This is a genomic window from Candidatus Accumulibacter phosphatis, from assembly GCF_012939955.1.
GTDB classification, from domain to species: Bacteria; Pseudomonadota; Gammaproteobacteria; order Burkholderiales; family Rhodocyclaceae; genus Accumulibacter; species Accumulibacter delftensis.
Genome location: NZ_SPMY01000117.1, coordinates 1 through 23,878 on the forward strand (window position 1 = coordinate 1; position 23,878 = coordinate 23,878).

Consider the following 23,878-nt stretch of genomic DNA (forward strand, 5'->3'; position numbering starts at 1 on the left):
CCCAAGCTCAAGAACGACCTGCGCCGCCCCAAGATGGAGGAGGTGGGAGATCGGACCACCATCTTCGAGTTTGGGGGTCTGCGCGACCGGCAGCGCGACTACATCGACTGGGCGATGAAAGCCTCGCTCGAAGAGGGCGTCGAGCCGAGCACAGTGCTGACCGACGACGCGGCCACCCTCCTGGCCGCAAGGCTCAAAACCCCGCTGCAGATCGGGCGACACCTGGTGCGCGCTTTCGAAGCAGGCTTTGAAGCCGGTGTGAAACCAATCGACGCCGCCATCGTGGAGACGGTGCTGTCGAGGCGCATTGATGATCTGGAACCCCAACTGACGCGGCACGGGTACGACGTGCGCGCTCTATGCGAACAGTTCGAAGCGAAGCCGGTGGAGATCCGCGAACTGCTGCGCGGCACGCTGAATCCGCAGCGATCGACGGAACTCATCGAGGAGATGCGGGCAGTGGGACTGCCGCTGTGACCCTCCGCACCGCGAACGCGATTGAGCGTCTCAACAATGTGCGTCCGTCTCACGTAATGTGGTTTGAGAATCACCGAATGTGCGTCTGGAGTCGCTATCCGTCTCAACTAATTTGCGTCAGAAAGCCCCCTTGATTGTGCGTCTGGGCCGACATCATTTTGCGTCGCTACAGCTACTCAAATGGAGCGCGACGAAGCGCGCAAAGAGGTCGGAAAGGCGCGCGAGGAAGCTTCAAACTGGCGTGGTCAGGTCGAGGCCTTGAAGGATCAGCAGCGCGGTCTTCTTGAAGCCGTCAAGACAGGGCGGGCAGCCGGTACAACGTCCGAAAATGATTTCTCGAAAGACCGATAAAGTCGAAGAGCTCGCATCCATCAGCAGAAAGCCGCCCCTGAAGATGCTAAGTCAATGAGTTATTGGACGACTTTTGCTTTCTCGACGGCTCGCGCAAAGCCGCGTAACGGTCTGTTTAGAAACGAATAATCGTTTCTTCGTAGTTTCCAACTGCGACCTATCGTATTAGACTTGCACGCTGTTTTTACCCTGCAGGTAGTGAACTTCATTGTGCACGCCGCTCTACCTGACAGCCATGTGGCGGCACTCTCGGATAGGATTAACCCATGAAACAGCGCCTTCTTGTGATGAACGGCCAACGAATCGTTCAGCATGAGCAGGAAGGGCAGTGGCAGAACGACAAGGTGGACAGAGCCGGAACGGTCAAGCCCGGCATCTATAACCTGTATCTAGCCAGTCAGGCCGACAAGAACAAGACCCACGATGGCGTGATTCTGTACGCCGACAAAGAGAGTGTTTTCCAGCAGGTCGGCAAGAGCTTCATCAAGCATGCTCGGTCCGATTTCGACAAGGTGCCTGAAAGCGGCAGCAACGCGAGCATCAGATACGACCAGGGCAGGGCGGTTGCTTCGGTCTTGGCGGCGCATTTGAGCCGTGGATTGTCCCGATGACACCCTTTAGCCGCTAAAGAACGAGGGCTCCCAGCGCCCAGCCTTGCTTGCCTTCGACGACATCGGGCGTGCGCGCGGCGCCGGCAGGTTTGCATTCAATGGACGGCAGCCCATAGGGCGATCGCTGCCGCAATACACGTGATGCACGACGCCGCCACGTTCAAGGCGCTGATTCTCCGGGCGTCGCGAACTGGGCCGGCGACGCGGCGCAGCGCCACATCGATTTCACCCCGCACCGAAGCTGCCGCTTCCTTCGCCCCTTCTTGCATGAGCTTCGCCGCCGCGTCCTTGCTGGCTGCAAGAGACACATTCAAGATCCTTTCCGCTTTGGTCTTGGCATCGTTTCCCCAGCGCAGCGCGAGGGCTTCCAGTTCTTCCTTGTACTGATCAAGCATCGCTTGCTGGGCCTTGGCGCTGTCCTGCATCAACCTGGCGTTGATTGTTTGCAGGATCAGGATCGGGTCGTCGCGGCTGACGGCTATGCCGTGCTTGGCCGCGATTTCCTTGATCAGCTCTTCGACCTGGTCGGTCATCACAGCACCGCCGCGCTATCCAGTTGGCTGAACAATTGTCCTTTGACGATCTTGAGGCGCTGCCGCGTCATGATCGTGAGGGTGTCCATCGCCAGGGCTTCGTCGAAGGTCAGGCGCTCCTGCAGCATGTCGCTCAGGTCGCGGCCGTAGGTGTCTTCCTTTAGCGCCGGGATCTTCACGATGGCCGACACCCGTGCCTTGTTTGTCGTGTAGGCCTTCATCTGCTCGAAGCTTTTGCCTTCGTGCTCGACCGCTCCCCAGAAGGGATTGAGCCAGACCACGAACAGGGCTTCGGCCGGGAACTGGCTGGCCAGCTGGGCGAAACCGCTGACGGTGTCGAGCAGGGCCTGGCTTCCGGTGATCACGGTATGCACCACCATCTCGTGGCCCATGTCCTGTAGCAGCGCCGGCACCTGGTTGCTGATGAGGTAGTGCGTCAGCGGTACGAAGGAACTGGCGCCGTTGTCGATGATCACGTCGTCTTTCGATGGTGCAATCAGCTCGACCAAGGTATCGAAGTTGCGGGTCTGGATTTCGTCGCCCTGCATGATCTCCAGGAGCCGAACGTTCAGCGCCTTGAAGCCGTGGAAGGTGGCGTTCACCGGGTCGGTGTCGATACACAGGGGTTGCTGCCCCTTGCTCATCTTGTACTGCGCAATCACCGTCGCGATGAACGACTTGCCGACGCCGCCCTTGCCTTGCAAGACCATGTGAATTTTGGCCATTAGAGTAGATCCTCCTTCTTCGGTGTTCTGTTGAATGTGAAGCCGGTTGTCGTTGGCTCCCCTGGGTTTTTCTCGGTCGCCTGGGCTGTTGCCGGGCCGTGCTGCTTGCCGATCCGTGAGTCGACGGCCATCGGCGTCGACACTGTTGCCCTGCTCGCTGGCGACGACAGGATCAGGCGATTCGCGTAGCCGCGGAACGCCTGGTAGCTGAAGGACACCTTGCCTTCCTCGTGCAGCGTTTCCCAGATGGTCTTGACTGGCCAGCCGTCATCGAGGGCCTGTTTTACATCCCCGCGTATGGCCAGAAAGGTCGCCCGGTTCTGTCCGTTACGGGAAGGTTTCTTCTGGGCCGTGCGTTCTGCGATGCGCACCGACAAGTTCTTCGTCATGACCGTTTCGTAAGCATTGTTCCGTCCTTCTTCTGCCTGACGCACCGATTTGAAACCGCGCTTGAGCCGCTGCGTGTCGGGTTTTGTCTTCAACAATGATACGATATATCGAAATTAAAGGCAGAGCAACGCTGCAGCAACGCCCTGGCAACGCGCTGTGTCTTGTCACTTCTGGCGTAACAACGCTGTTGGGCCGGGCAGGATATGTGAAGTAGGCCCACCCGCAGGCGGGTCGTCCTTCTTCACGCAGCCCTTATTCGCACTTCGTGCTCAACGGGAATCCTGCTCTGCGAGGCAAGCGGCTGTCGCCGCCACAACTGGGGGAACGATGAAGAAGGAAAACAAGGCAACGCGCAAAGGCAGTCCGCCGATCAAGGTGTATTGCCTGCCCGAAGAGCGGCACCAGATCCAGGCGAACGCGCAAGCCACTGGCTTGAGCTTGTCGACCTTCTTGTTGAACGTCGGCATTGGCTACCAGGTGCGCGGCATCGTCGACAACAAGCAGGTGGAAGAGCTGGCGAGGATCAATGGCGACCTGGGCCGACTCGGCGGCCTGCTGAAGCTCTGGCTGACCGACGACGCTCGTCTGGCTTCGGTCGGCGAGGCCACCATCCGGGCGGTGCTGTCTCGGATCGAGTCCACGCAGGACCAGATGATTCACGTCATGGGGACGGTGGTCAGGCCCAGGGCTGACTGAAAAAATTTTAGCGGCTAAAACGCAGGGAGGGCCGGCATGATCGCCAAGCAAGTGCCCATGAAGTCGGTCAAGAAGAGCGACTTCGCCGAATTGGTGAAGTACATCACCAACGCGCAGCAGAAAGCCGAGCGCGTTGGCGGCGTGACTGTCACGAATTGCCAGTCAGACCGGCCGGACGCGGCGGTTCTCGAGGTCATCAACACCCAGGTTCAGAACACCCGTGCCGAGTCCGACAAGACCTATCACCTGATTGTCAGCTTCCGCGGCGACGAGCCCGACGAAATCACCTTGAATGCTATCGAGGCGCGAATTTGCGGGGCGCTCGGCTACGGCGATCATCAGCGGGTCAGTGCCGTTCACCACGACACCGACAACCTGCACATCCATATTGCGATCAACAAGATTCACCCCACGCGCTATTCGATCCACACGCCCTACAACGACCACAAGATCCTGGGTGAGCTTTGCGAGCGGCTGGAACTCGACTACGGCCTGGAGCGCGACAACCACCAGGCGCAGAAGCGTGGCGCAGAGAATCGTGCGGCCGATATGGAACGTCATGCCGGCGTTGAGAGCCTGCTTGGCTGGATCCAGCGCGAATGCCTGAAGGAGATCCAGGCCGCGCAGTCCTGGGCAGAGCTGCATGAAGTGATGCGGGATAACGGGCTGGAACTGCGGGCTCGCGGCAACGGCTTGATCATTGCCGACCAGTCGGGAACGGTGGTCAAGGCGAGTTCCGTTGCCCGCGAGTTGTCGAAGGGCAAGCTCGAAGGCCGGCTTGGTCCTTTCGAGGCTTCAGCGGAGTGGAAGGCCGATCAGGCGACGAAGCCGGCGCGGCAGTACGAGCCGCGCCCGGTTCGGACGCGGGTGGATACGGTCGAGTTGTACGCCAGGTACAAGGCCGAGCAGCAGGACATCGGCGCTTCGCGTTCGCTTGCCTGGGCGCAGGCGCGTGACCGGAAGAATCGCCTGGTTGAAGCCGCCAAGCGGGCCGGTCGCCTGAAACGCGCTGCCATCAAGCTGCTGGGTGACCCGGGTGTTAGCCGCAAGCTTCTCTATGCACTCGCAAGCAAGACGCTCAGGGACGAAATCGAGAAGATCAGCAAGCAGTACCTCAGGGATCGGCAAGTCATTCACGAGAAGTGCCAGCGCCAGACGTGGGCCGACTGGTTGCGTCGCAAGGCCACCGACGGAGATCGCGAGGCACTGGCCACCCTGCGCGCACGCGATGCGGCCCAGGGTCTCAAGGGAAACACGCTGGCAGCCACAGGTGGCCAGCAAGCTGACCAGGATGCAGAGGCCCACCAGGACAGCATCACCAAGACGGGAACGATCATCTACCGGGTTGGCTCGTCGGCGGTCAGGGACGATGGCGAGAAGCTAAAGGTCTCTCGGGGAGTTACCCAGGACGGCCTGCAGGCTGCCTTGCGCATGGCGATGGAGCGATACGGGGACCGCATCACGGTCAACGGCAGCGCCGAATTCAAGGAACAGGTCGCCGGCGCCGCGGCGATCGGAAACCTTCCCCTCACGTTTGAAGACGTCGTCCTGGAGCGGCGTCGACAAGCGCTTTTGAGCGAAGCAAACACCGGGGGGCGTGATCGCCAGGAGCAACAGGAAGAGCAAGTGGATAAGGGGCTGCGACCGGATGTTTCCCGGGCAGGAGTGGCTTCGCCAGCCGTGTCGGCGACCGGGAAGCACATCGAGAAGCGTGACCAGGGGCGTTCTTTGCATTTCGATATAAAGAACAACATACGATATACTGATCATAAAAGCGGGGCGGAGACTTCCGCCGGTACCTGCCAGGGCGAGGATCAATCGCCGGCCTTGCTGAAACGCGGCGAGGAAATTCCGGGGGGGCCGATTGACGAAGCGTCCGCACAACGCCAGAAGCGCGTTGTCGTCGGTGATGCCGTCACCGTCACCCAGCCGGGTTCAACCAAGACAAAAGGGCGGAGCAGGTGAAAGACAAATTCAACAACGCCGTCGGTCCGCAGGTACGCGCACCGAAACCCAAGGCCGACAAGATCATCCCAGCCTTGGGTGTTATGTCGCTGGTCGCGGGCCTGCAGTCCGCCACCCAGTTCTTTGCGCACGATTTCCAGTACCAGGCGGTACTCGGTCCTCACCTCAACCACGTGTATGCGCCGTGGTCGATCCTGGGCTGGGTCGGTACGTGGTACGGCCAGTATCCGGACGCCATCATGCGCGCCGGCGGTATCGGCATGACCGTCAGTGCCGCCGGCCTGCTCGGCCTGGCTGTCACCAAGATGGTTCTGGCGAACTCGGCCAAGCTCAACCCGTACCTACATGGTTCAGCACGCTGGGCGAACGTGACGGATATCGAGGCTTCCGGGCTGTTGCCCCGGCCACGTAGCTTCTGGCAGATGCTCACCGGGAAGGCGTTGCCCACAAGCGCTGGCGTCTATGTCGGCGCTTGGTTGGACAAGCAGGGCAAGCAGCGTTACCTGCGCCACAACGGCCCCGAGCATGTCCTGTGCTACGCCCCGACCCGTTCCGGCAAGGGTGTTGGCCTGGTCATGCCGACCCTCCTTTCCTGGGGCGAGAGCGCCGTCATCACCGACCTCAAAGGCGAGCTCTGGTCATTGACTGCCGGATGGCGAAAGCAGCACGCGCACAACAAGGTGCTGCGCTTCGAGCCGGCCTCCGCCACCGGCAGTGTTTGCTGGAACCCGCTGGACGAAATCCGCACGGGTACCGAAAACGAGGTTGGCGACGTACAGAACCTGGCGACCCTGATCGTCGATCCGGACGGCAAGGGCCTTGAATCGCACTGGCAGAAAACCGGCCAGGCATTGCTTGTCGGCGTGATCCTGCATGCGCTCTACAAGGCCAGGAACGAGGGAACGGCGGCGACCCTGCCGGCCGTCGATGCTTTGCTGGCCGATCCCGATCGGGACATCGCCGAGCTATGGATGGAAATGCGCACCTACGGGCACATTGGCGGCGAGAACCATCCGGCCGTCGGATCGGCTGCTCGCGACATGATGGATCGCCCCGACGAAGAAGCCGGCTCGGTACTGTCCACCGCCAAGTCTTACCTGGCCCTGTACCGGGATCCCATCGTCGCCCGCAACATCAGCCGGTCAGAATTCCATATCCGGGACTTGATGCACCACGACCAGCCGGTCAGCCTGTACATCGTCACCCAGCCCAACGACAAGGCTCGCTTGAGGTCCCTGGTACGCATCATGGTGAACATGATCGTGCGCCTGCTGGCCGACAAGATGGACTTCAAGGACGGCCGCCAGGTCGCGCACTACAAGCACCGCTTGCTGCTGATGCTGGACGAGTTCCCCAGCCTTGGCAAACTCGAAATCCTGCAGGAGTCGCTGGCCTTCGTGGCCGGCTACGGGATCAAGTGCTACCTGATCTGCCAGGACATCAACCAGCTCAAGAGCCGTGAAACCGGCTACGGGCACGACGAAAGCATCACCTCCAATTGTCACGTTCAAACCGCCTACCCGCCGAACCGGGTAGAGACGGCCGAGCACCTTTCGAAGCTGACCGGGCAAACCACCGTCGCCAAGGAACAAGTCACTACCAGTGGACGCCGCACGAGTGCCTTGCTTGGCCAGGTGTCGCGCACCATCCAGGAAGTGCAGCGGCCCTTGCTCACTCCCGATGAGTGCCTGCGCATGCCCGGCGCGATCAAGAACGCCAGCGGCGATATCGACGAGGCCGGCGACATGGTGGTGTACGTGGCCGGTTATCCGGCCATCTACGGCAAGCAACCGCTCTACTTTAAGGATCCGGTGTTTCAGGCCCGCGCCGCGATCCCGGCGCCGCAGAACAGCGACAAGCTACTTCACGTGCACGCGGTGCCGGCAGCGGAAGCCATCACGATATGAAGCGCCTCCTCAAGCGCGTCAGCGTGGCGACTGCCGTTGCCGGCGTTTCCCTCCTGCTGTTGGGCGCAATGGCCTACGCAAGCGGCGCACGCATCAACAGCACGCGGAGTATTCCAGTCGGCATCTACTGGCTGAGCAGCGATCCTGTCGTCAAAGGCGCTTACGTCATCTTCTGCCCGCCGCAAATCGGGGTCTTTGATGAAGCCAAGGCAAGGGGCTACATCGGCGCCGGCTTCTGCCCCGGTGAGTACGGCTACATGATGAAGCGCGTTTTAGCCGCTAAAAACGACGCTGTCAGCATCACCGCCGAAGGCGTGCGCGTGAATGGCGAACTGCTGCCATTGAGCGCCCCGATCGAGGCCGATTCGGCTGGCCGGCCCCTGCCGCGTTTTCAGGCCGAGCGCTTCACGCTGAGCGGTTCCGAGCTGTTGTTGATGTCGGACGTCAGCGGTATCTCCTTCGATGGCCGCTACTTCGGTCCGATCGATCGTTCGCAAATCGAGGGCGTCATCCGCCCTGTTTTTACGTGGTGAGGAGGAATCCATGAGCTTGTTCATCGCAGGAAAGCCCGGCCTGGCCAAGGCCAGGTCCGCCCACAGCAAATCCAAGGAGTAGAGACCATGACTACCCGGAACATCGTTCTGCCCGCCGCGGAGGCTGCCAATGACAGTGCGGCCACCGATACGGCCAACGCCGCCGCCGTGCTGTACGAGAAGCTCGCCGACGCGATGACCCCTGGCTATCAGGCCGAGTTCGATCCCGAAGAAGCCGAACAGGCCGGCGCGTTCGTCGAGGACGCCCTGAGCGAACAGGACGCCGTCGAGAGCGATATCGACCTGGTCGATGCCACGGCGCCGGCCGCCACCACCGAGGCGAAGGGGTAAGGACGATGGCCGAGACCAAGAAAGCATTTCATGAACAGGTTGCCGAGCAACTGATCGAGCAATTGAAGCAAGGCACCGCGCCCTGGCAAAGACCGTGGCATCCGGGCGAGCCGGGTTCCTTCATCCCGATCAACCCGACCACCGGCAAGCGCTATCGCGGCATCAACGCCATCCAGTTGCTGGGCCAGGGTCGCACCGATCAACGCTGGATGACCTATAAGCAAGCGGCGGCTACCGGAGCGCAGGTGCGAAAAGGCGAGAAAGGGACGCCGATCCAGTATTGGAAATTCAGCGAAGAACAGGCCAAAACCGACGAGGCCGGCAAGCCGGTTCTCGACGCCCAGGGCAAACCGGTGAAAGACGATGTTCGTCTGGAACGGCCCCGGGTGTTTTTTGCCACCGTGTTCAACGCCGAGCAGATCGACGGCCTGCCACCGCTGCAGCCGCGCAAGGAGCAGGAATGGAATGCCCTCGAACGGGTTGAACACATCCTGCGGGCCTCTGGCGCGGTGATCCAGCACGGCCCGCAAAACCGGGCCTTCTACCGCCCGGGGTCCGACAGCATCCACCTCCCCGAAAAGGGTCAGTTCCCCAGCGCCGATACTTACTATGCGACAGCGCTGCACGAACTGGGACACTGGACAGGCCACCCGTCACGCCTGGCTCGCGACCTGGCGCATCCCTTCGGCAGCGAGGCCTATGCCAAGGAAGAGCTGCGGGCAGAAATTGCCAGCATGATCATGGGCGATGAGCTCGGAATCGGCCACGATCCCGGCCAGCACGCGGCCTACGTCGGGACGTGGATCAAGGTCCTGAAAGACGATCCACTCGAAGTTTTTCGCGCTGCTGCCGACGCCGAGAAGATCCACGCCTATGTATTGGCTCTGGAGCAACAGCAGGTTCAGGAACAGAGCACCGAGCAAAGCCAGGACCCGATCGCGCCGGTCCTTTCCGACAGCGAAAACCAGGAGGCAGTCATGCAGACCTTGACGCACAGCGAAGCCAACGCGCACGAGCAGGCGGCCGAACTGGCACGACTCGAGGAAGAGCGGGTCCGCCAGGATCCCGACAGCACCGCCGAGCAGATTTCCGCCGCAAGGGAGGCGCGCAAGTCGGCCGACCTGGTCGCTGTGCTCAACGATGTCGATATCCAGCGGCGCGTCGCTCAGATCGAGAGCGAGAAGACGTCGGTGCCGGCGGTGAACGACGCCGACCAGGCGAAAAAGACCTATCTCGATGTGCCGTACCATCAGAAAGACGAGGCGAAGGCGCTCGGTGCGCGTTGGGATCGTCAGGAACAGTCCTGGTTTCTTCCGGCAGGCATCAAGGACGCTGCTCCCTTCGCCCAATGGGTGCGGAACGCCGATACCACGGCTCCAGAACGTCCGACCCAGTCCGAGAAGCAACGGACTCAGGAGCGCCAGTATCTCGCCGTTCCCTACGGCGAACGTGCCGCCGCCAAGGCCGCCGGCGCTTTGTGGGACAAGGCTGCGAAATCCTGGTTTGCCGGCGCGAAGGCCGACAAGAGCCGGCTGCAACGCTGGTTGCCGGAAAACGTCCCTGGCCAGCAAGGGCCGGCCATGTCGCCGCGAGACGAGTTCGCCGAGGCGCTGCGCTCGATCGGCTGTGTCGTGAGCGGCGAGCATCCCATGATGGACGGCAAGAAACACCGCATCAGCGTCGAAGGCGAGAAGCTCAGCGAGAAAGCCGGTTCCGGCTTCTACGTTGGCCACCTGGACGGCCACCCCGCCGGCTACGTGAAGAACAACAAGACCGGCGTCGACATGAAGTGGAAGTCAAAGGGCTACGCGCTCGACCCCGAGCAGAAGGCCAGACTACAGGCCGAAGCGGCCGACAAGCTGCAAGCGCGCACTGCCGAGCAGGAGCGGCTTCAGGAGCAGACGGCGCAACGGGTGGCCAAGCAAATGGCGCACCTGCTGCCGGTTATCGCACCGACCACGTACATGCAAACCAAGGGAATCGAGCCGCAGGCCGGCGTTTTCACGGACAAGGAAGGCCGGGAAACCTACATCCCGGCGATCGACGCTGACGGCAAGCAATGGACGATGCAATACATCCAGGAGGACGGCACCAAGCGCTTCGCCAAGGACAGCCGCAAGGAAGGCTGCTTCCATGCAATCGGTGGCCTGGACGCCCTGGCCAAGGCCCCTGCCCTGGTCATTGGCGAAGGCTACGCGACGGCCAGCAGCTTGCAGCAAACGCTGGGTTTCGCGACCGTCGCAGCCTTCGACTCGGGCAACCTACTGCCCGTCGCCAAGGCCTTGCACGCGAAATTCCCGGACAAGCCCATCCTGATCGCCGGCGACGACGATCAGCACCTGGAAGCCACCCAGGGAATAAACCCCGGCCGCAGCAAGGCCGAGGAAGCGGCCAAGGCGGTCGGCGGCAAGGCCCTGCTACCGATCTTCGCGCCTGGCGAGCAAGCGGCAGACCCGAAAGGCTTTACCGACTTCAATGACTTGGCCACCAAGAGCGTGCTGGGCCGGGAAGGCATTGGGCGGCAGGTTCGTTCGGTGGTTGATGACGTGATCGAGCGACATCAGGCGCACGGTGTCGAGCTACCGCAGCAGGCTGAGAAACGGGAGCAGCGGCTGCGTCGGGCGGTGAAGGTGGGGTAACAGACGTGGCGTCATCGCAGGTTGCGCTGCGATGACGCGTTCTTGGCTCGCTCGTGGTCGGTGCGTGAGTGATTGAGAAGGCATCAAGGCATCAATGCGTTCAGCGGCTGCTCGCTCTTGGGGGACTGCCTGCGGCAGACCCCCGCCGCTAGGCTCCCCCCAAGACGGCGAGATCGCTTGCGCGAACTCGCTGGCTGACAATGACCACTCAGCAATGGTTTTGCTCACGCAATGACCATGAGGCTTGAACCTGACAGGTTCGGCGTTCGCACGAAGATCGATGTGCATGACCGTCTGCTGTCAATAACACTGCATTTCCGGTATCGACCCATAGCCGCCTGATGACGTCTGCAAGCGCTTTGTCAGCTTACTGATCCTCAAGCCGCTACTCGCTGAACACCGACCCCGGCGGCAGTTCGGCCTTTGCCGACGTTCAGATGGAAAGCTGTGTAGGTCTGCAAGACCTTGGATAGCTGCCTGTCCAGAACAGAGTGCACCCCGAACGGCGGGTTCTCGATACGCCGAGCATGAACCACAATCGGGTGTTTCCGACAGTCTGCACGCGAGATAGCTGACGCTTAGGCAAACCTGTGCCCGAGTACGAATGGGTTCGCCATCGGACAATTCACTTGCCTGGCAGGGCGAAGAGCAACCCTATGCTCGAACTCACCCTCTCGCGGCAACGTCGATCCTGATGTCCTTGAAAACCTCACTCGTTTGAATGGCAGCGGCCCTGCGATCGCCCCTGTCCACCAATACATCCAGAGCAATGAGTAGCTCCCGGGCGATCAACACCGGTAGTGGCTGCGTCTTCTGCGAGAACTGTTGGATCAAGCCGGATAGCCGGGCCACGATCGTCGTAGCTCGCCAACCGGCCGGAAGTCCCTCAGAGCGTGGCAGCACCATGTGAAGGTGCTGGACAAAGCGTTCCACCGGATATACATCAATGGCACGCTCGCACAGCGTCAAGAAGACCGTTGTAACCGTGGGGATGCGACCATGCGTCTCCAAGAATGGCTCGATTAACGGAAAGATGACCTCAACGTCGCGCCAGTCGCGATTGGCAAAACGCTTCGCACCCATCGCGCCGTCGACGCTGACGAAGAAGAGTGTCCGAACCATCTCGACGAGGTCGGTATCGCTCGTCGACACTCCGTGTCTCGCTAGGTGCGTCCAGCTTCGATGTAACAGAAGTCGCGGAACAGTCGCCTGGAGCACTGCGAGCGAACGCGCAGGAAAGGCAGGCTCGTCCATGACGTTGCCGGCCAGATGCGTGACGAAGCTCTGAATCAACGATGCAAACGTCTCGTCGTCAGCTGCGGCCGCCGGCTCAAAAAAAACGCCTCACGCCTTCGGCAGGATCAAGATGCAAAGTCACCTGTGCGAGAAAGCGGTACAGCTCGCGGCGCCAATCAAAAACCTCGAGCGCATCAGCCTCAAACGCATCTGGCTTGCCGTGCGACCACGCCGGGCACAGCCGCTCGACAGTCCACGCGACCAGTTCATCGCACCACGAGAGAAACATCTCACGTCGCATTCCGTCTTGCATTGCCGAGTCGACGGGAATGCTTGGCAGAATCTTCGCGAGAAAGTCAGGATGCAGATCAGTCGTAGGATGTTCCCACTCGGCCACCACATCCCTGCCTCGCTTGCCTCGAACAATCTGCGGACCATTGGAGTTTTCGACCCATGCTGGAGGCAGATCAGGCATAGGTGCCACCTGCATGTCCAGGTCCGCACATTGCGCCAACGTGGCCTCGACGGCCCTGACCATGCGCGCATGTTCACGTTCTTCGCGATCAGCTGCCTCGATGTCGTACGGATAGTGCTCAATAACAGCAAGCGAGTTTGCCAACCGAAGCGCCGTCCAAGCAATCGCTGGCTCATTGCTCCAGGATGACAACATGCCGGTCAGAGCCTCGGCCACGACTTGGTCGTAAGGATGCGCCGTCAGCTGGATCAGTGCCTCCAGCGCTTGCTGCCGAAAGGCTTCGTGCTGAAGTAGTCCAGCTAAGCCGCGGCATGCGAAAAGCACAGGGTGGTGCAGCAACGCGGAGCCACGGAAGAAGAAGTCGTCTGATGCCTCGCACGTCAGCCAGGCTCGCGAACACGCGTGGGCAGCCCAATCTAGATCGTCTGCCGAAGTCGATTGGCCGAATCTAATAGCGACTGCAGCCACTCCCGCGACAGCCGCTTGCCGCTGACCGCCAGGATCAACGTGCGAGTGCACCTCGTCGAACAGTTCCGACGCATCCAGTCGTCTCGCGTCGCGAATAGCGTCCACCACAGAAAGTCGGTCGGAAATTGCACCCTTGTCGAAACTGTCATGCGTCCAGTTCAGGAGACGTAAGGTCTCTTCCATCGTAACTTGGCGCTGTTTGATCTCTTCGATGTCTGCACCTTGTGCCTTCGGGTTCTCCATTTCAATGACAACGCCGGAGTCGTCCTGAGACGGCGTCGCTCGATAGTTTTCGCGTTTACCGACCTCGGCCCAAATTTCCGCAGTTCGCCGTAGGTACTCAACTCTGCCCGCGTCCTCGCGCTCTTCGTCGTAATCGAAGGGGAGATCAGAAGTAAAACCGGCTATTGCTTTTGACGCCTTCTCAGCCAAGTCGCCACCGCACAGGACGCATATGGAGGCGAGCCACCGAATCTCCTGCGTCCGACACTTCCGCGTGTTCGAACGTACGACCGCGTCGAAGTGAATGCGATCATGTGGGTGGAAGCCGATGAGATTGCTCGAATGACTGCCCATATCTTGGACGTAGCGCTTGATGTCCCACTTCCAGAGTCGCTGGCTCGTCACCAACGGCAGCGTCACCTCTGAGCGTTGCTGGGTCGCCACGGTCACTGCGCAGGCCACCCCCAGCGCGCCCACTGAGGTGTGCCCTTCCAGCACGGACCTGAGCACTTCGTCGACTGCACGACCCTTCTCTACCTCTCGAAAGGCCCAATCCTCAAGCGCCATCAGCCCACATCCAACGGTGTGTGAGCCCCAGATGCCTCGCGACCAGAGGAACTGTTGCGATGCACCCCAGAATGTCTGCTGGCCCCACGGGAAGGTAAGCGTCAGGGGTAGCGGACTCGCCCTGCGCTCCCAGTCAAGCTGCTTAAGCTGTCGCCAAGCGGTCGTGGCGTGATTGGCCAGCTCGCGTACTAGGCGACGCGCTTCGTCCGGAGCCGCAGCAAAGAGTGAAGGGAATGGCTGGCGAGTGGGGGCGCAGGGGAAATAGGCGTGCTGATCGTCAATGGACAAGGACTGCCAGTCATGGCTGTGGGGACTGTATCCGTAGCGCGTTCCTTGTGACCGCCGTCTTTGCTCTTCGGGCAACGGACGAATCATAAAGTGCAGGACGAAGTCGACCAGCTCATGCGCGCACGCATCACTGAGGACGAGCGAGTAGTCGATGACCTCCTTGACAACTCCGCATGGCACGCGCGTGGTGGACCGCAGGGCAGCTAAATAGTCCCTGACCTGTGCTGGATAGGCTCTGCCCGCACGCAATAGCGTTGATCGCAGACGAGATTCCAACTCCTCTGCAACGCCATCCTCCAGCACATCCCATTCGCCGTGATCCCGAGGGAGCTTGTACGAATGGAATCGGGCTTCAATGTCAATCAGCCATGTCTTCACCAGACCCAGGATGAGCGTCGACACCGGGTTTTCCACGTCGGCTACCGCGTTCTGCCAGACCTCGAAGACGGAAAGCATCTCGGGACGCGTCGCGACCGAGATCTGTTCGATGTGTCTGACGAGCCAATAGCATAAGCGTTGCCACTGAGACATGTCGGATGGCAAAGCGAGCTGATCCGCGAAGCGCAGACGCTGTGCAAGGTCAATGTCGGGAACGCGATCAGCATCCAGTGCCAGTGGGTTCGGCTTCGTCTTCTCAGCCTGATACCACACAACAAGCTTCGAGATCCGCTTGGACCCATTCGCGAGCATCGCCTCGTTGTAGGTCGTCTCGTGACTATCAAAGTCCGGCAACCCGAAGGGGCCGAGCATCCAAGCCCGCAACCACTGCGACCTTACGTCGCCAGCCGCCTCGAGTTGCGCCAAGTGTGCTTGCCAATCCTGACCCTCCTTCAGCTCGGCCTGCGACAACAATTCGACCACTCGCCCGAGAACCGGTGGTTCTCCGACCTGACGAATGACGCCCAGCCATTGCTGCCCCTCAGACACCAGAAGCTGCACAAAGGCCCATTCAAAGTAGATGTCATGAACAAATCGAACGGTTTGCCCGACTCGGACGTCGCGGATGATTCCATCTGCCTCGAGTGCGACGAGCGCTTGAGGGTCAAGGTTCAGCGACGGAATGCGCCGGCCCAGTGCCGTTGCGCCGGACCGTGCTAGCTCGACCAGCGCGCTGCGCCGCTGGCCGGCTCGCGCTGCCTCAGCTCCATAGCCGCCCCCACTCCACCAAGCGGTCGCCAGCTCAACTTCCGACCTTGGGACGGTCGTCTCATTGGCGTACCGCTGTGTCAGCACGCTTGCGAAGAAGGGACGCCGCACAATCGCTCTGACTTGGGCAGGCCCGAACAAGAGGTCGGCAAGGGCAGGCCTTTGGCCTGCAAGGGACCTGGCTTCCTGATCGTCGAGTTCAGTGACTTCTACCGTCTTCGCGCCGGCGGCGAAAAGGCGTGCTGGTAGCCACGTCCTCAGTGGCTCCATACCAGTGTCCCTGACCGTTACGAGCAGCCGCAGACTGGTAAGCAGCGGAGAGTCCAGCATGGTGTTGACCACGTCCAGCACGACGCCGCGATGCCGCACCTCAACTCTGTCCAGGCCATCGACGAAGACAGTGGACAACCCAACAGCCATCACCTCGACAAGCAGGTCCTCAAGGCCAGCCCCACCAATCCCGGTGCTCGTGGCGTACTGAACCCAAGTCGAGCCCGTAAGCCGGTCAGCTTTCAGGAATAGCGCCGCGCCATTCTCCAACGACTCATGCACCATCGTTCTCAGAACGGCCGACTTCCCAGTCCCCGGCAAGCCACCAATCTGGACGAACCGACACTCCACCAACGCTTCGTGGGTCCTCTGCACAAGCAGCGCTCTGGGGACCGCGAAACCATCAATCGTGTTGCCGATTTCCGCTGCGGCCAATCGCGCTTCGGTCCCCAAGGCAGTCAGCGCGGTCTGCATGGACGCTGCTCCCTTGAGTCTCACACCACCGTTGAGCCTGGCAACAAGCGTCTTTCGGTCAAAGGCGGCCGCATGTCCCTCTGCTACCCGCACCAACGCAAGAAGTCGGCGCCACAAATCGTCAGCCCGCGGCATGTCGGTTGGCGCAAGGCAGTTCGCCAGGCTGGCCACGGTGGTCGCTTCCGTTACTGACCCTTCGTGCAACATGTCAAGTCGCATGAGCACAAAGTGCGACAGGAGCGACCAAGTCGCCTCGTCGAGAGTTTGTTCGTCGACCACGCTTGCCAAAATGCTGCGGACATCATCGAAATAGGTCTGTTTCTGTCCGGCGACCTTGTTCGCTCGAAGCTTTTCCACCAATCCGGCCGCGCTGCTTTCCGAGCGAGCCCACTCGCACAATGTCTCGAAGCTACGCTTACTTGCATCCGAAATCCCACCGGTGACCACGCCAACTCGGTCTGCATCTGGGTTGAACTGCGACCCAATGACGGTGCGGTAGGCTTGCAGGATGGTATCTCGGAAGTCAGCGTTGCTGGTCGCCCGACTTACCACCAAGCTTCGTTTCACTTGAAGGCTCAGACGCATTCGAATCGCGTCGGCACCCTGTGCTTCCACGATCAGGTCATCAAGTGGGTGACCAAGAGCGCCGCGTTGGAAGGATACGTGCCTCACCTGCCGGGTTGGCAGTCCGGGCGCTGTCGACTCACTCAGTAGTGCAACTACATAAACAGCGGCAACTGCATCTTCGAACGTGAAACCCGCCCCTCCGGTAAGTTCAGGGCTGGCTGCGGCTGGACTGTGGGCTCTGACCTCTGGACGGGAGCTCTCAGAAGAGCTGGCAGGACTTGTGATCATCCGATCAGGATACCTCGTCGCTCGCCCTGAGGCGACAGAAGCTCGGTTGTTTGCCTCCCCAGATCAGAAAGCAGTCGTTCAAAGCGTGGTTGGGTTTAACGGCGGCTAATCGATGCATCGCCGACTGATAGACCCCGACCAGTGAATGACCCCCTCGGCCGACGACCTGCCCGAGTCCGCATGCAACCGGACGGCCGGTTCGAGATCAGTTAACTGCCGTTCGTGCCGGCCTACTTTTTTTTTAGGTGCCACGTCCGTTCCTGGCCGGCAACCGCCGACCACGGTCTGGCTCGAAAGCAGTCGGTTAGCGCGCTGCTTTGTCGTTGCTAAGATCCTTTCTTAATCGCGCACAGGCGGCCACAGGCGGGCCGTATGAACCAGTGTCAGTATCCACACTGTTTCGCCGTCGATCTGATACACCAAGCGATAGCTTTCGTGCGGGATCAGCTCGCGGGTGCCGAGAATCCTCCCCGGCTTGCCACGATGGGGATGCTGAGCCAGCAGGGTGGCTGCGTCGCTGAACAGCTCATCCATTCGCGCGGCCGCACGCGGGTTTTCGGCAGCGATGTAGTCCCATACGTCGCTGCGGTCTTGCTGTGCTTCTGGTGTCCAGACGACCCTCACGGGCGATTCGTCACATTGGCACGCCGTGCGGAAAACTCGGCTTCGACCTCATCGTTCGATCGCCCCTCCCCGGCCCGCATCGAGGCCCGGCCGGCCTCAACCTTGTGGCGCAGGAAGTCATCGTAGTCCCGTGCTTCGCGCTGCCGGCGAACAAACTCGCGCATCAGCTCGCGCAGCACCTGCGACGCCGGGCGGTGGGCGGCTTCGGCTTCGGCCATGAACTCGGCACGCAGCTCGGGTTCCAGCTTCATCGTGAAAACGGCTTCTTTCGACATGATCAGGTGTCCTGTCAAAGGGTACTAACCAAGTATATACATCATCATTACAACGCGCGCCTCGCAAAGTGTAACAAGGCGAGTGGTGCTGTATCAGCCGTGCGGGCCAAGATCTGCTTAGCAACGGGCTCGACAAGGCTGCGTGACTATTGATAACCTATTTTATCAATAGTAATATGCGGCTTACGAAGGAGGCCGACCCGCGCCGGATGCATTGTCAAAGATTGACAAGCATTGACAATACGGATATTTCTGATGCGACATGACCACTGGAGGCACCCATGACGATGAACATCAACCTGACCCCACAGTTGGAACAGCTGGTGCGCTCGAAAGTGACCTCTGGGCTGTATAACTCCGCCAGCGAGGTGGTGCGCGAGGCTTTGCGGCTGATGGAGCGCGAAGACCAGTTGGCCCAGTGGGAGCGAAGCTCCAATTTGAGGCCACATAAGCATTTGCTGTTCATTAATAGGCCGATTCTGACAAACGGCGCCCTTCCTCCTGCTCTCAAAACACTGTCGGTCCAGCCGGCACGCGGGCATTGCGTTTCCACGATCAGTGCGGCACCAGGTCCATCCGGTCGTTTGCTAGGTCGAGGTAGGACGGGTCGCCGCGGCAGACCCACCCCAGCATCTGGCCTGGCGGTTCCGGCCGCCGCCGGAATTGTGCGAGCGCCTTGTCGTATTGCATGCTGCTGGTGGTCGAGCGCTCGATGCGCGAGAAGTGCTCGTGCAGACCGGCCAGCACCGCCTCGCCGACGTTGGCGCGGAAGGCGGTTACCTATGGCCTCAAATTGCAGCTTCGCTTCCACTGGGCCTATTTGCCGTTTTCTGAGACGACCGATCTATCGTCAACGATCATGAAGTTCAACAGCGGCATTTTGCATGCGTCCCCGAACAGTTGGTCAAATCAGCGCTTCCGGGCAGTGTATCCCAACGGAAACCAGAGCCTCTCCCTTCCTTGCTTCTCAAAAGATAGGTAGTTAACCTTCAACAGGTGGGAAGGGAGCACCATCTGCTCAGACAACTGTGCTTCGAAAGCTCTCAATGTCAACTGCTCCAGCAATGGCGGTTCTCCAGGCTCTGGCGCGTAGTCTTCATCCTCCAACCATAGGATGCTCTCACCACCGCAATGCATGGACTCCACTACATGCTGATCCGCTTTGGCGGCAGGATACGTTACCACATCGACCGCTATTTCGTGTCGCTTGCCTGGAAGCGCATGAAACTGCGCCACATCAGGAAGCAGGCACTCGGCGATGAAATCAAAACTAGGCAACAAGTCTTTATGGCGCTGCAATGAGAACAATGGTTCAAGTTTTCGTAGCTTGAACGTCTTGCGCAACCGCGCATTGGGGTCGAAGAAAACTTCGAACAACATGCCGTCGAGAATAGCCTTGCGCTTGGGTTCATTGATGCCATTGGTACGAGACGCAAAATCCGCCAAATATGCTGAGGCAGAGCGCGATCCTCCGCAGGCCGCCTGATACAGATTACGTCCGACAACAAATAACGAGTCAGCCGCTGCCTTGTTCGCCATCTCGGGCGTGAAGTCATCGACGGCAGGGTTCTGTCTGGGCCAGGTACTGCTTTTCAATTCCCGGATCACCCTATGCGAGGCTTTGCGATCGTCCAATACGAAGAGGCTGTCGCTCAGCGCAGTCTCCGAGTAGAGATCGATGCGCAAACCCAAGCTCAGGTTGAAGAAAAACTCCCCAGCAAGGGAGGTGTGTTCCCATGAGATCTGGCGTCCCTTCGTCGTTGCACTCAACGTGTTGCGTACCCGCTTGAACATCGCCTCGATGGAGCAGTCCGGCGTGGTCAGATGCTGAAGCAAAGCAGCGGTGTAGGTGCCATTGCGTCCTTTCCCATCACTGGCAGTTTGCCCCGGCGACGTCGCGTAGGCAATCAGCGTACCTCGCGGCGCATAGACCGGCGCTAATCCCCTTACTTTGATGGATCGAGTCCAGGCGCGCTCGAAAGGATTGTTCCGGCAAGCGTCCAGGATGATGATGCCGGTAGAGCAGCCCGATTTCTCCATAACCTCAATGACTCGATTCAGAGCAAGCGAGGAGTGTTTTGCTGTGATTTCATCTGTGGCGTCCGTGTCGACGGCTGCAAGGTAGTTTTCGCCATCGATTTGCATGCCATGCCCGGCAAAGAAGAACAGACCAACATCACTATCCTTCAGCACGCGCTGAAAGCGCTTGAGCGCCCTGTCCATGTCAGCATGAGAACTGTCCATTTCTTGGATGACGGAGAAACCGCAGGTCTCAAGCTTGCGGCCAACATCTTCGGCATCATTTACTGGATTCTTCAGTGCGTCGACATCCTCGTACGCCGCGTTACCAATCACGAGTGCATTCAAGCGGCGCGTCATTCGAAACCGCCTTTAATGTCTTCACCACGGCCCGACATATTCGCAACCGATGCTTTCATGGCCTTGGTATTGGTGACCAAGCACCTCAGGTTGTCATGCAGCAACCGATCGGTTTCGTCTTCCGTCAAGTCATCCCACAATTCGGCTAGCTTGGCTGTGGCTGAGCCGACGTCCCACGGCTTGGCACTTTCCCCACCAATCTGCGCAAACGGACCATCGCTCTCTGTCAGCACGCGATCTCTGGGCATGTTTCTCACAAGTGCACGAGCTTTCTCGGAGACCAACATGGCCGGTCCGACGCTGAACCAGCAGCCAAGAGCGATTGCACGTTGCAGGTCTCGCTTGCCTCCCGAAAACCAATGAAGTATCGGAGTTCCGGATCTCGGGAATGCCACCAGCCGATCGATCACCGTGGGCGCCGCGCGACGGCTGTGAATGGACATGATCCGACCGCCGGCAAGTTGACAGGCATTCAATATGTGATCGAAGACCGTTAGTTGCGTTTGCCAATGAGGCTTGAACTCGGGACCGCCGTCGAGGCCGATCTCACCAACGTACATGGTCTCATGCAAGTACAGGTCAAACAGCGGTAGTTCGCCGACTCGTTCATGTGCGATTTGCGGATGCAGACCCAGAGCTGTCCGTATGCGCGAGCCTGGCGTAGCGAGCGCAGAAGTGCCTTTCCAAGCGCTGGGTGTGGTTGTTACTGACAGGACATACATCCCGCGCTCGGCAATCTCCCTCACTATCATCTGTGGGTCGGGATAGAGGTCGAGGTGCGCGTGAAAGTCGATCACCGCACACCCAGTGCAAGCATCAGCGACTCGATTTCAGCCAGCCCTCGCTCGACGACTTTCACAAGAGCCGGCTTGTCCACCACCAAGTTCGAACTCAACGTGGACCCGAGCCACCGGGCAGTGCCCATCTCTCGGCGCTCCCCGATGCCAATCAATGCCGACCTGACATCGTCGAACCCGGCGTGTTCGTCGTCGTCCAGGGCAAGATTGTCGTAGACGTAGTACGTTGAGCCTTGTCCGCACCATGCGTGAAAAGCGGCTCGCCGAACCTGGCACGGCACACACCGACCGCAATGCTTGTAACCGAACTGCTTGAATCGACCGCAGCTGGTGGTCTGATGCGCGTGCGCGGCAAGCAAGGGCTGTCCGAGGCACTCTTGGAGCATCTCGCCTTTGGTCTTGAAACGGTATGGGTTAACGATCCGAACTCGCAGACCGGCGGCATCTAACACCTGCTGCAACAACGAAAGGACGATGGGGTGCGTTGTTCGTGTGCTCAGACTTCCAAGTCGTCCACCTGTCAATGGAGGATTGAGCGCAATGAAGCCGTTCTCGCACACATACAGCGTAACCTCCTCACCCGCGTGGTAGCGGGCCAGGGTCGTCGCCATAAAGACACCGTAAGCCAGGAAGATGATCGAACGAGCGCGTTGTGACGGCGGATTCTCGGGGTCCGGAACGTCGGCGTTGTGGTTCACCTGGAAATGACGAAGGCCACCACCGATCTCTGCCGCGAATGCCACTTGCTTCTCACCATCGCCTCGAACCATCTGACTGACCGCGAGCGGCCGTCTACCCTGTTCGACCAGGTCAATCGTACCGATGTAGCTATCCAGACCGCCCGACAGCAAGACGATGCAATCCTCCGTCGGATGTTTCGGTTGCCGGTCTGGCTGCGGAAGAATGCCGCCCTCGACAAATCGCAAAGTCCAACGATCCGTGCTCAAGTACGCCAGTAGCCTTTGCAGCGTTTCGGCGTTGTCGTTCCAGAACGGCGCATCGACCACCGAGATCGTCAGATCAAACTCTCTGGTCCAGCCATCCGAGCTACGATCTCTATGGCCAGCGAGATCGGAAGAAACGACGGCCAATGCAAGCGACAACAAATCCCATGCCCGCGCGGCAGGGGCGACCTTCTCTCGTGCGATGGCCTGCTTCAACGCCGCGCCAACAGACCCGCGCATGGGATCGCCCGAGTTGCCGTACAGCACGACATCCAAATCTGTGGCCCTGCTGCCAAAGTCGAAATCCGAGAGTGCACACGTAATCTTCATTCAACGTACCCCTCGAACACTTGGAAGGTTTCACGAATAGCACTTTGGACGATTTGCGTGATCCTTCCTGCAGCTAAGCGCTGCCCAGTCTCCCTGTGTCTCCTGAACGACGCGGAGACCGTTTCCCGGACATACTCGCGAACCTCCTTGAGTCGACCCAAGCCCGTTGCGGCATTCGGGGCCTTCTCACGAATGGTTCGCCCTATATCTAAGTCGATCCGACGAAATACGTCACCGGCGACGAAACGCTCAATAGCGAGTTCGCGTTGCTCCGGCTGCAAGTTGAGTAGGTCTGCATCAGGAAACTGATTCAGCACGTCGGAAAGCGCATCCTTGATCGACGTTCGGCTCGCCTCAGCATCTTGCGTACCGTCAACCGGACGCACTGCCTCGACAACGGCGTCCATCACCTCATTGGCTGACCTACCGTCGGTCAGCGCAGGATCAAGCGGACCTCCAGTTGCCGTGGCAGCGTTTCCTTGTCCACCCGAGAGCGCTGAATACAGCGCTTGTGCAGTCTGTGCAGTTCCACCCATGCGACGAGTCGCAGTCGAACTGCCGCCATATCCCTTTTTGACGTACTGCCCAAGGCCGCGGCGCATGCTTGCGCCGTCGCCGCTACGTGCATAGTCTCCAAGGTTTCGATTCGCGCCCAAAAAAACGACGGGCCGGCGCCATCGGAATTGGCTGCCGAGGTTCTGCAGGCGATGGTGCTGGAGGTGTGGCGTCGGCTGGTTCCGATGTGGCATCTGGCGGCGCGCCTTCAGCCGGCGATGGCGGAAGCGGAAGATCGGGGACCCACGGCGGAACCATCGGTACTCCCGATGGTGAGCCGCTACTTGACTGAGACGTTCCCATTGCTCCTCCTTGCCTTTATCGCGTTCTTCACGGGCTTGGCGATATCCTCATCTTCGTTCCATGCATCGAAAACGTTTTTCGACCACAGCTCGTCGGCTGTGTATTCCACGCAAACTGGACACCGATTCCACGGCAAACTGGACACCCATTCCACGCGAACCTGGACAGTCGGAGCGTAGCGACGCGGGGTTGAAAGGTTTTACTCTGAGGCTCGGGTTCTGGTCAAGTTTTTGGTCTGCAAAGGCAACCGTTGGTCGTTACTGCGTAACGGATTTTTTAGCCAATCGAAGGCGCTTTTCGTAGTAGTCATTCTCGCCATTGTGCACCCGCGCCGCGCGCTCCAAAGCGGCGCGGTCCGCCTCACGAAGTAGCCCTTCAAGTACCTCACGTTGCGTTACTGCGTAACAAGCCGCCAGGCGCTCCAAGGCACGCTTGGCGTGAAGATTGACCAGCAGATTCAGCCGCTCGGCCTGGCCGTCAAGATCTTTCAAG

General features: G+C 60.0%; 21 protein-coding genes and 2 pseudogenes. 10 read left to right on the forward strand and 13 right to left on the reverse strand.

Annotation, left to right across the window (positions count from 1 at the left end; all coding sequences use genetic code 11):
• From E4Q23_RS22510 to E4Q23_RS22520, 3 genes and pseudogenes are all read left to right on the forward strand, one after another.
• Window positions 1-477 (forward strand): annotated as a pseudogene (locus E4Q23_RS22510) (ExeA family protein); the annotation flags it as partial.
• Window positions 478-657: 180 nt separating this feature from the next.
• Window positions 658-828: a hypothetical protein gene (locus tag E4Q23_RS22515; protein ID WP_211203904.1), complete on the forward strand. Its 171-nt coding sequence runs from the start codon at window positions 658-660 to the stop codon at window positions 826-828.
• A 266-nt stretch (window positions 829-1,094) separates the two neighbouring features.
• Window positions 1,095-1,439, forward strand: coding sequence for a KfrB domain-containing protein (locus E4Q23_RS22520; protein WP_169068659.1), 345 nt, complete (start codon window positions 1,095-1,097; stop codon window positions 1,437-1,439).
• A gap of 95 nt (window positions 1,440-1,534) precedes the next feature.
• On the opposite strand, the gene E4Q23_RS22525 is transcribed toward E4Q23_RS22520, so the two are convergent.
• From E4Q23_RS22525 to E4Q23_RS22535, 3 genes are read right to left on the reverse strand one after another with little or no spacing between them, the layout of a single operon-like run.
• Entirely contained in the window at window positions 1,535-1,972 is a 438-nt protein-coding gene (locus E4Q23_RS22525) for a conjugal transfer protein TraM (RefSeq protein ID WP_169068660.1), read from the reverse strand.
• Window positions 1,972-2,697 (reverse strand): conjugal transfer protein TraL, encoded by a 726-nt coding sequence (locus E4Q23_RS22530; RefSeq protein WP_169068661.1) that lies wholly within the window; start codon window positions 2,695-2,697, stop codon window positions 1,972-1,974. Before E4Q23_RS22530 ends, E4Q23_RS22525 begins: the two co-directional genes overlap by 1 nt.
• Window positions 2,697-3,086 carry a TraK family protein gene (locus E4Q23_RS22535; RefSeq protein WP_169068662.1) on the reverse strand — a complete coding sequence of 130 codons (390 nt, stop codon included), beginning with the start codon at window positions 3,084-3,086 and terminating at the stop codon, window positions 2,697-2,699. The genes E4Q23_RS22530 and E4Q23_RS22535 overlap by 1 nt, the downstream gene beginning before the upstream one ends.
• 328 nt (window positions 3,087-3,414) lie before the next feature.
• On the opposite strand from E4Q23_RS22535, the gene traJ reads away from it, so the two are divergent.
• The 6 genes from traJ (at window position 3,415) to E4Q23_RS22565 (ending at window position 11,178) form a co-directional block, all read left to right on the forward strand.
• On the forward strand, window positions 3,415-3,783 hold the full coding sequence (traJ, locus tag E4Q23_RS22540) for a conjugal transfer transcriptional regulator TraJ (protein WP_169068663.1): 369 nt from the start codon (window positions 3,415-3,417) through the stop codon (window positions 3,781-3,783).
• 36 nt (window positions 3,784-3,819) lie between these two features.
• Window positions 3,820-5,748, forward strand: coding sequence for a TraI/MobA(P) family conjugative relaxase (traI, locus tag E4Q23_RS22545; protein ID WP_169068664.1), 1,929 nt, complete (start codon window positions 3,820-3,822; stop codon window positions 5,746-5,748).
• A complete protein-coding gene (locus E4Q23_RS22550) occupies window positions 5,745-7,655 on the forward strand; it encodes a type IV secretory system conjugative DNA transfer family protein (RefSeq protein WP_169068665.1) in 1,911 nt (636 codons plus the stop codon). Before traI ends, E4Q23_RS22550 begins: the two co-directional genes overlap by 4 nt.
• Window positions 7,652-8,188, forward strand: coding sequence for a conjugative transfer signal peptidase TraF (gene traF, locus E4Q23_RS22555; RefSeq protein ID WP_169068666.1), 537 nt, complete (start codon window positions 7,652-7,654; stop codon window positions 8,186-8,188). The genes E4Q23_RS22550 and traF overlap by 4 nt, the downstream gene beginning before the upstream one ends.
• A gap of 87 nt (window positions 8,189-8,275) precedes the next feature.
• Window positions 8,276-8,539 carry a protein TraD gene (locus E4Q23_RS22560; protein WP_169068667.1) on the forward strand — a complete coding sequence of 88 codons (264 nt, stop codon included), beginning with the start codon at window positions 8,276-8,278 and terminating at the stop codon, window positions 8,537-8,539.
• Between the two features lie 5 nt (window positions 8,540-8,544).
• Window positions 8,545-11,178 carry a zincin-like metallopeptidase domain-containing protein gene (locus E4Q23_RS22565; RefSeq protein ID WP_169068668.1) on the forward strand — a complete coding sequence of 878 codons (2,634 nt, stop codon included), beginning with the start codon at window positions 8,545-8,547 and terminating at the stop codon, window positions 11,176-11,178.
• 666 nt (window positions 11,179-11,844) lie between these two features.
• Here E4Q23_RS22565 and E4Q23_RS22570 read toward each other — a convergent pair.
• The 4 genes from E4Q23_RS22570 to E4Q23_RS22585 all read right to left on the reverse strand — a co-directional run bounded on the left by E4Q23_RS22570 (window position 11,845) and on the right by E4Q23_RS22585 (window position 18,078).
• Window positions 11,845-12,330 (reverse strand): hypothetical protein, encoded by a 486-nt coding sequence (locus E4Q23_RS22570; protein ID WP_169068669.1) that lies wholly within the window; start codon window positions 12,328-12,330, stop codon window positions 11,845-11,847.
• Window positions 12,331-12,508: 178 nt separating this feature from the next.
• Complete coding sequence (locus E4Q23_RS22575) at window positions 12,509-16,939, reverse strand: hypothetical protein (RefSeq protein WP_211203905.1); 4,431 nt, start codon at window positions 16,937-16,939, stop codon at window positions 12,509-12,511.
• 579 nt (window positions 16,940-17,518) lie between these two features.
• A complete protein-coding gene (locus tag E4Q23_RS22580) occupies window positions 17,519-17,803 on the reverse strand; it encodes a type II toxin-antitoxin system mRNA interferase toxin, RelE/StbE family (protein ID WP_169068671.1) in 285 nt (94 codons plus the stop codon).
• The gene (locus E4Q23_RS22585) at window positions 17,800-18,078 is read right to left on the reverse strand and encodes an antitoxin of toxin-antitoxin stability system (protein ID WP_169068672.1); all 279 of its coding nucleotides are present in this window, start codon (window positions 18,076-18,078) and stop codon (window positions 17,800-17,802) included. The genes E4Q23_RS22580 and E4Q23_RS22585 overlap by 4 nt, the downstream gene beginning before the upstream one ends.
• Before the next feature lie 281 nt (window positions 18,079-18,359).
• Here E4Q23_RS22585 and E4Q23_RS22590 point away from each other — a divergent pair.
• A pseudogene (locus E4Q23_RS22590) lies at window positions 18,360-18,491 on the forward strand (type II toxin-antitoxin system ParD family antitoxin); the annotation flags it as partial.
• 142 nt (window positions 18,492-18,633) lie between these two features.
• Here E4Q23_RS22590 and E4Q23_RS22595 read toward each other — a convergent pair.
• The 6 genes from E4Q23_RS22595 to E4Q23_RS22620 form a co-directional block, all read right to left on the reverse strand.
• Complete coding sequence (locus E4Q23_RS22595; RefSeq protein WP_169068658.1) at window positions 18,634-18,825, reverse strand: hypothetical protein; 192 nt, start codon at window positions 18,823-18,825, stop codon at window positions 18,634-18,636.
• Window positions 18,826-18,987: 162 nt separating this feature from the next.
• Window positions 18,988-20,457, reverse strand: coding sequence for a caspase family protein (locus E4Q23_RS22600; protein WP_169068673.1), 1,470 nt, complete (start codon window positions 20,455-20,457; stop codon window positions 18,988-18,990).
• The gene (gene qatD, locus E4Q23_RS22605) at window positions 20,454-21,254 is read right to left on the reverse strand and encodes a Qat anti-phage system TatD family nuclease QatD (protein WP_169068674.1); all 801 of its coding nucleotides are present in this window, start codon (window positions 21,252-21,254) and stop codon (window positions 20,454-20,456) included. The genes E4Q23_RS22600 and qatD overlap by 4 nt, the downstream gene beginning before the upstream one ends.
• A complete protein-coding gene (qatC, locus tag E4Q23_RS22610) occupies window positions 21,251-22,465 on the reverse strand; it encodes a Qat anti-phage system QueC-like protein QatC (RefSeq protein ID WP_336511764.1) in 1,215 nt (404 codons plus the stop codon). The genes qatD and qatC overlap by 4 nt, the downstream gene beginning before the upstream one ends.
• A 59-nt stretch (window positions 22,466-22,524) precedes the next feature.
• Window positions 22,525-23,130: a Qat anti-phage system associated protein QatB gene (gene qatB / locus E4Q23_RS22615; RefSeq protein ID WP_248595657.1), complete on the reverse strand. Its 606-nt coding sequence runs from the start codon at window positions 23,128-23,130 to the stop codon at window positions 22,525-22,527.
• 513 nt (window positions 23,131-23,643) lie between these two features.
• Window positions 23,644-23,878: hypothetical protein (locus E4Q23_RS22620; protein ID WP_169068676.1), on the reverse strand; the 235-nt coding region annotated here is incomplete at its 5' end.

Coding starts and splice junctions, on each gene's coding strand:
- E4Q23_RS22515 (WP_211203904.1), top strand. CDS start 658: ATGGAGCGCGACGAAGCGCGCAAAGAGGTCGGAAAGGCGCGCGAGGAA.
- E4Q23_RS22520 (WP_169068659.1), top strand. CDS start 1,095: ATGAAACAGCGCCTTCTTGTGATGAACGGCCAACGAATCGTTCAGCAT.
- E4Q23_RS22525 (WP_169068660.1), bottom strand. CDS start 1,972: ATGACCGACCAGGTCGAAGAGCTGATCAAGGAAATCGCGGCCAAGCAC.
- E4Q23_RS22530 (WP_169068661.1), bottom strand. CDS start 2,697: ATGGCCAAAATTCACATGGTCTTGCAAGGCAAGGGCGGCGTCGGCAAG.
- E4Q23_RS22535 (WP_169068662.1), bottom strand. CDS start 3,086: ATGACGAAGAACTTGTCGGTGCGCATCGCAGAACGCACGGCCCAGAAG.
- traJ (WP_169068663.1), top strand. CDS start 3,415: ATGAAGAAGGAAAACAAGGCAACGCGCAAAGGCAGTCCGCCGATCAAG.
- traI (WP_169068664.1), top strand. CDS start 3,820: ATGATCGCCAAGCAAGTGCCCATGAAGTCGGTCAAGAAGAGCGACTTC.
- traF (WP_169068666.1), top strand. CDS start 7,652: ATGAAGCGCCTCCTCAAGCGCGTCAGCGTGGCGACTGCCGTTGCCGGC.
- E4Q23_RS22560 (WP_169068667.1), top strand. CDS start 8,276: ATGACTACCCGGAACATCGTTCTGCCCGCCGCGGAGGCTGCCAATGAC.
- E4Q23_RS22565 (WP_169068668.1), top strand. CDS start 8,545: ATGGCCGAGACCAAGAAAGCATTTCATGAACAGGTTGCCGAGCAACTG.
- E4Q23_RS22585 (WP_169068672.1), bottom strand. CDS start 18,078: ATGTCGAAAGAAGCCGTTTTCACGATGAAGCTGGAACCCGAGCTGCGT.
- E4Q23_RS22600 (WP_169068673.1), bottom strand. CDS start 20,457: ATGACGCGCCGCTTGAATGCACTCGTGATTGGTAACGCGGCGTACGAG.
- qatB (WP_248595657.1), bottom strand. CDS start 23,130: ATGCGCCGCGGCCTTGGGCAGTACGTCAAAAAGGGATATGGCGGCAGT.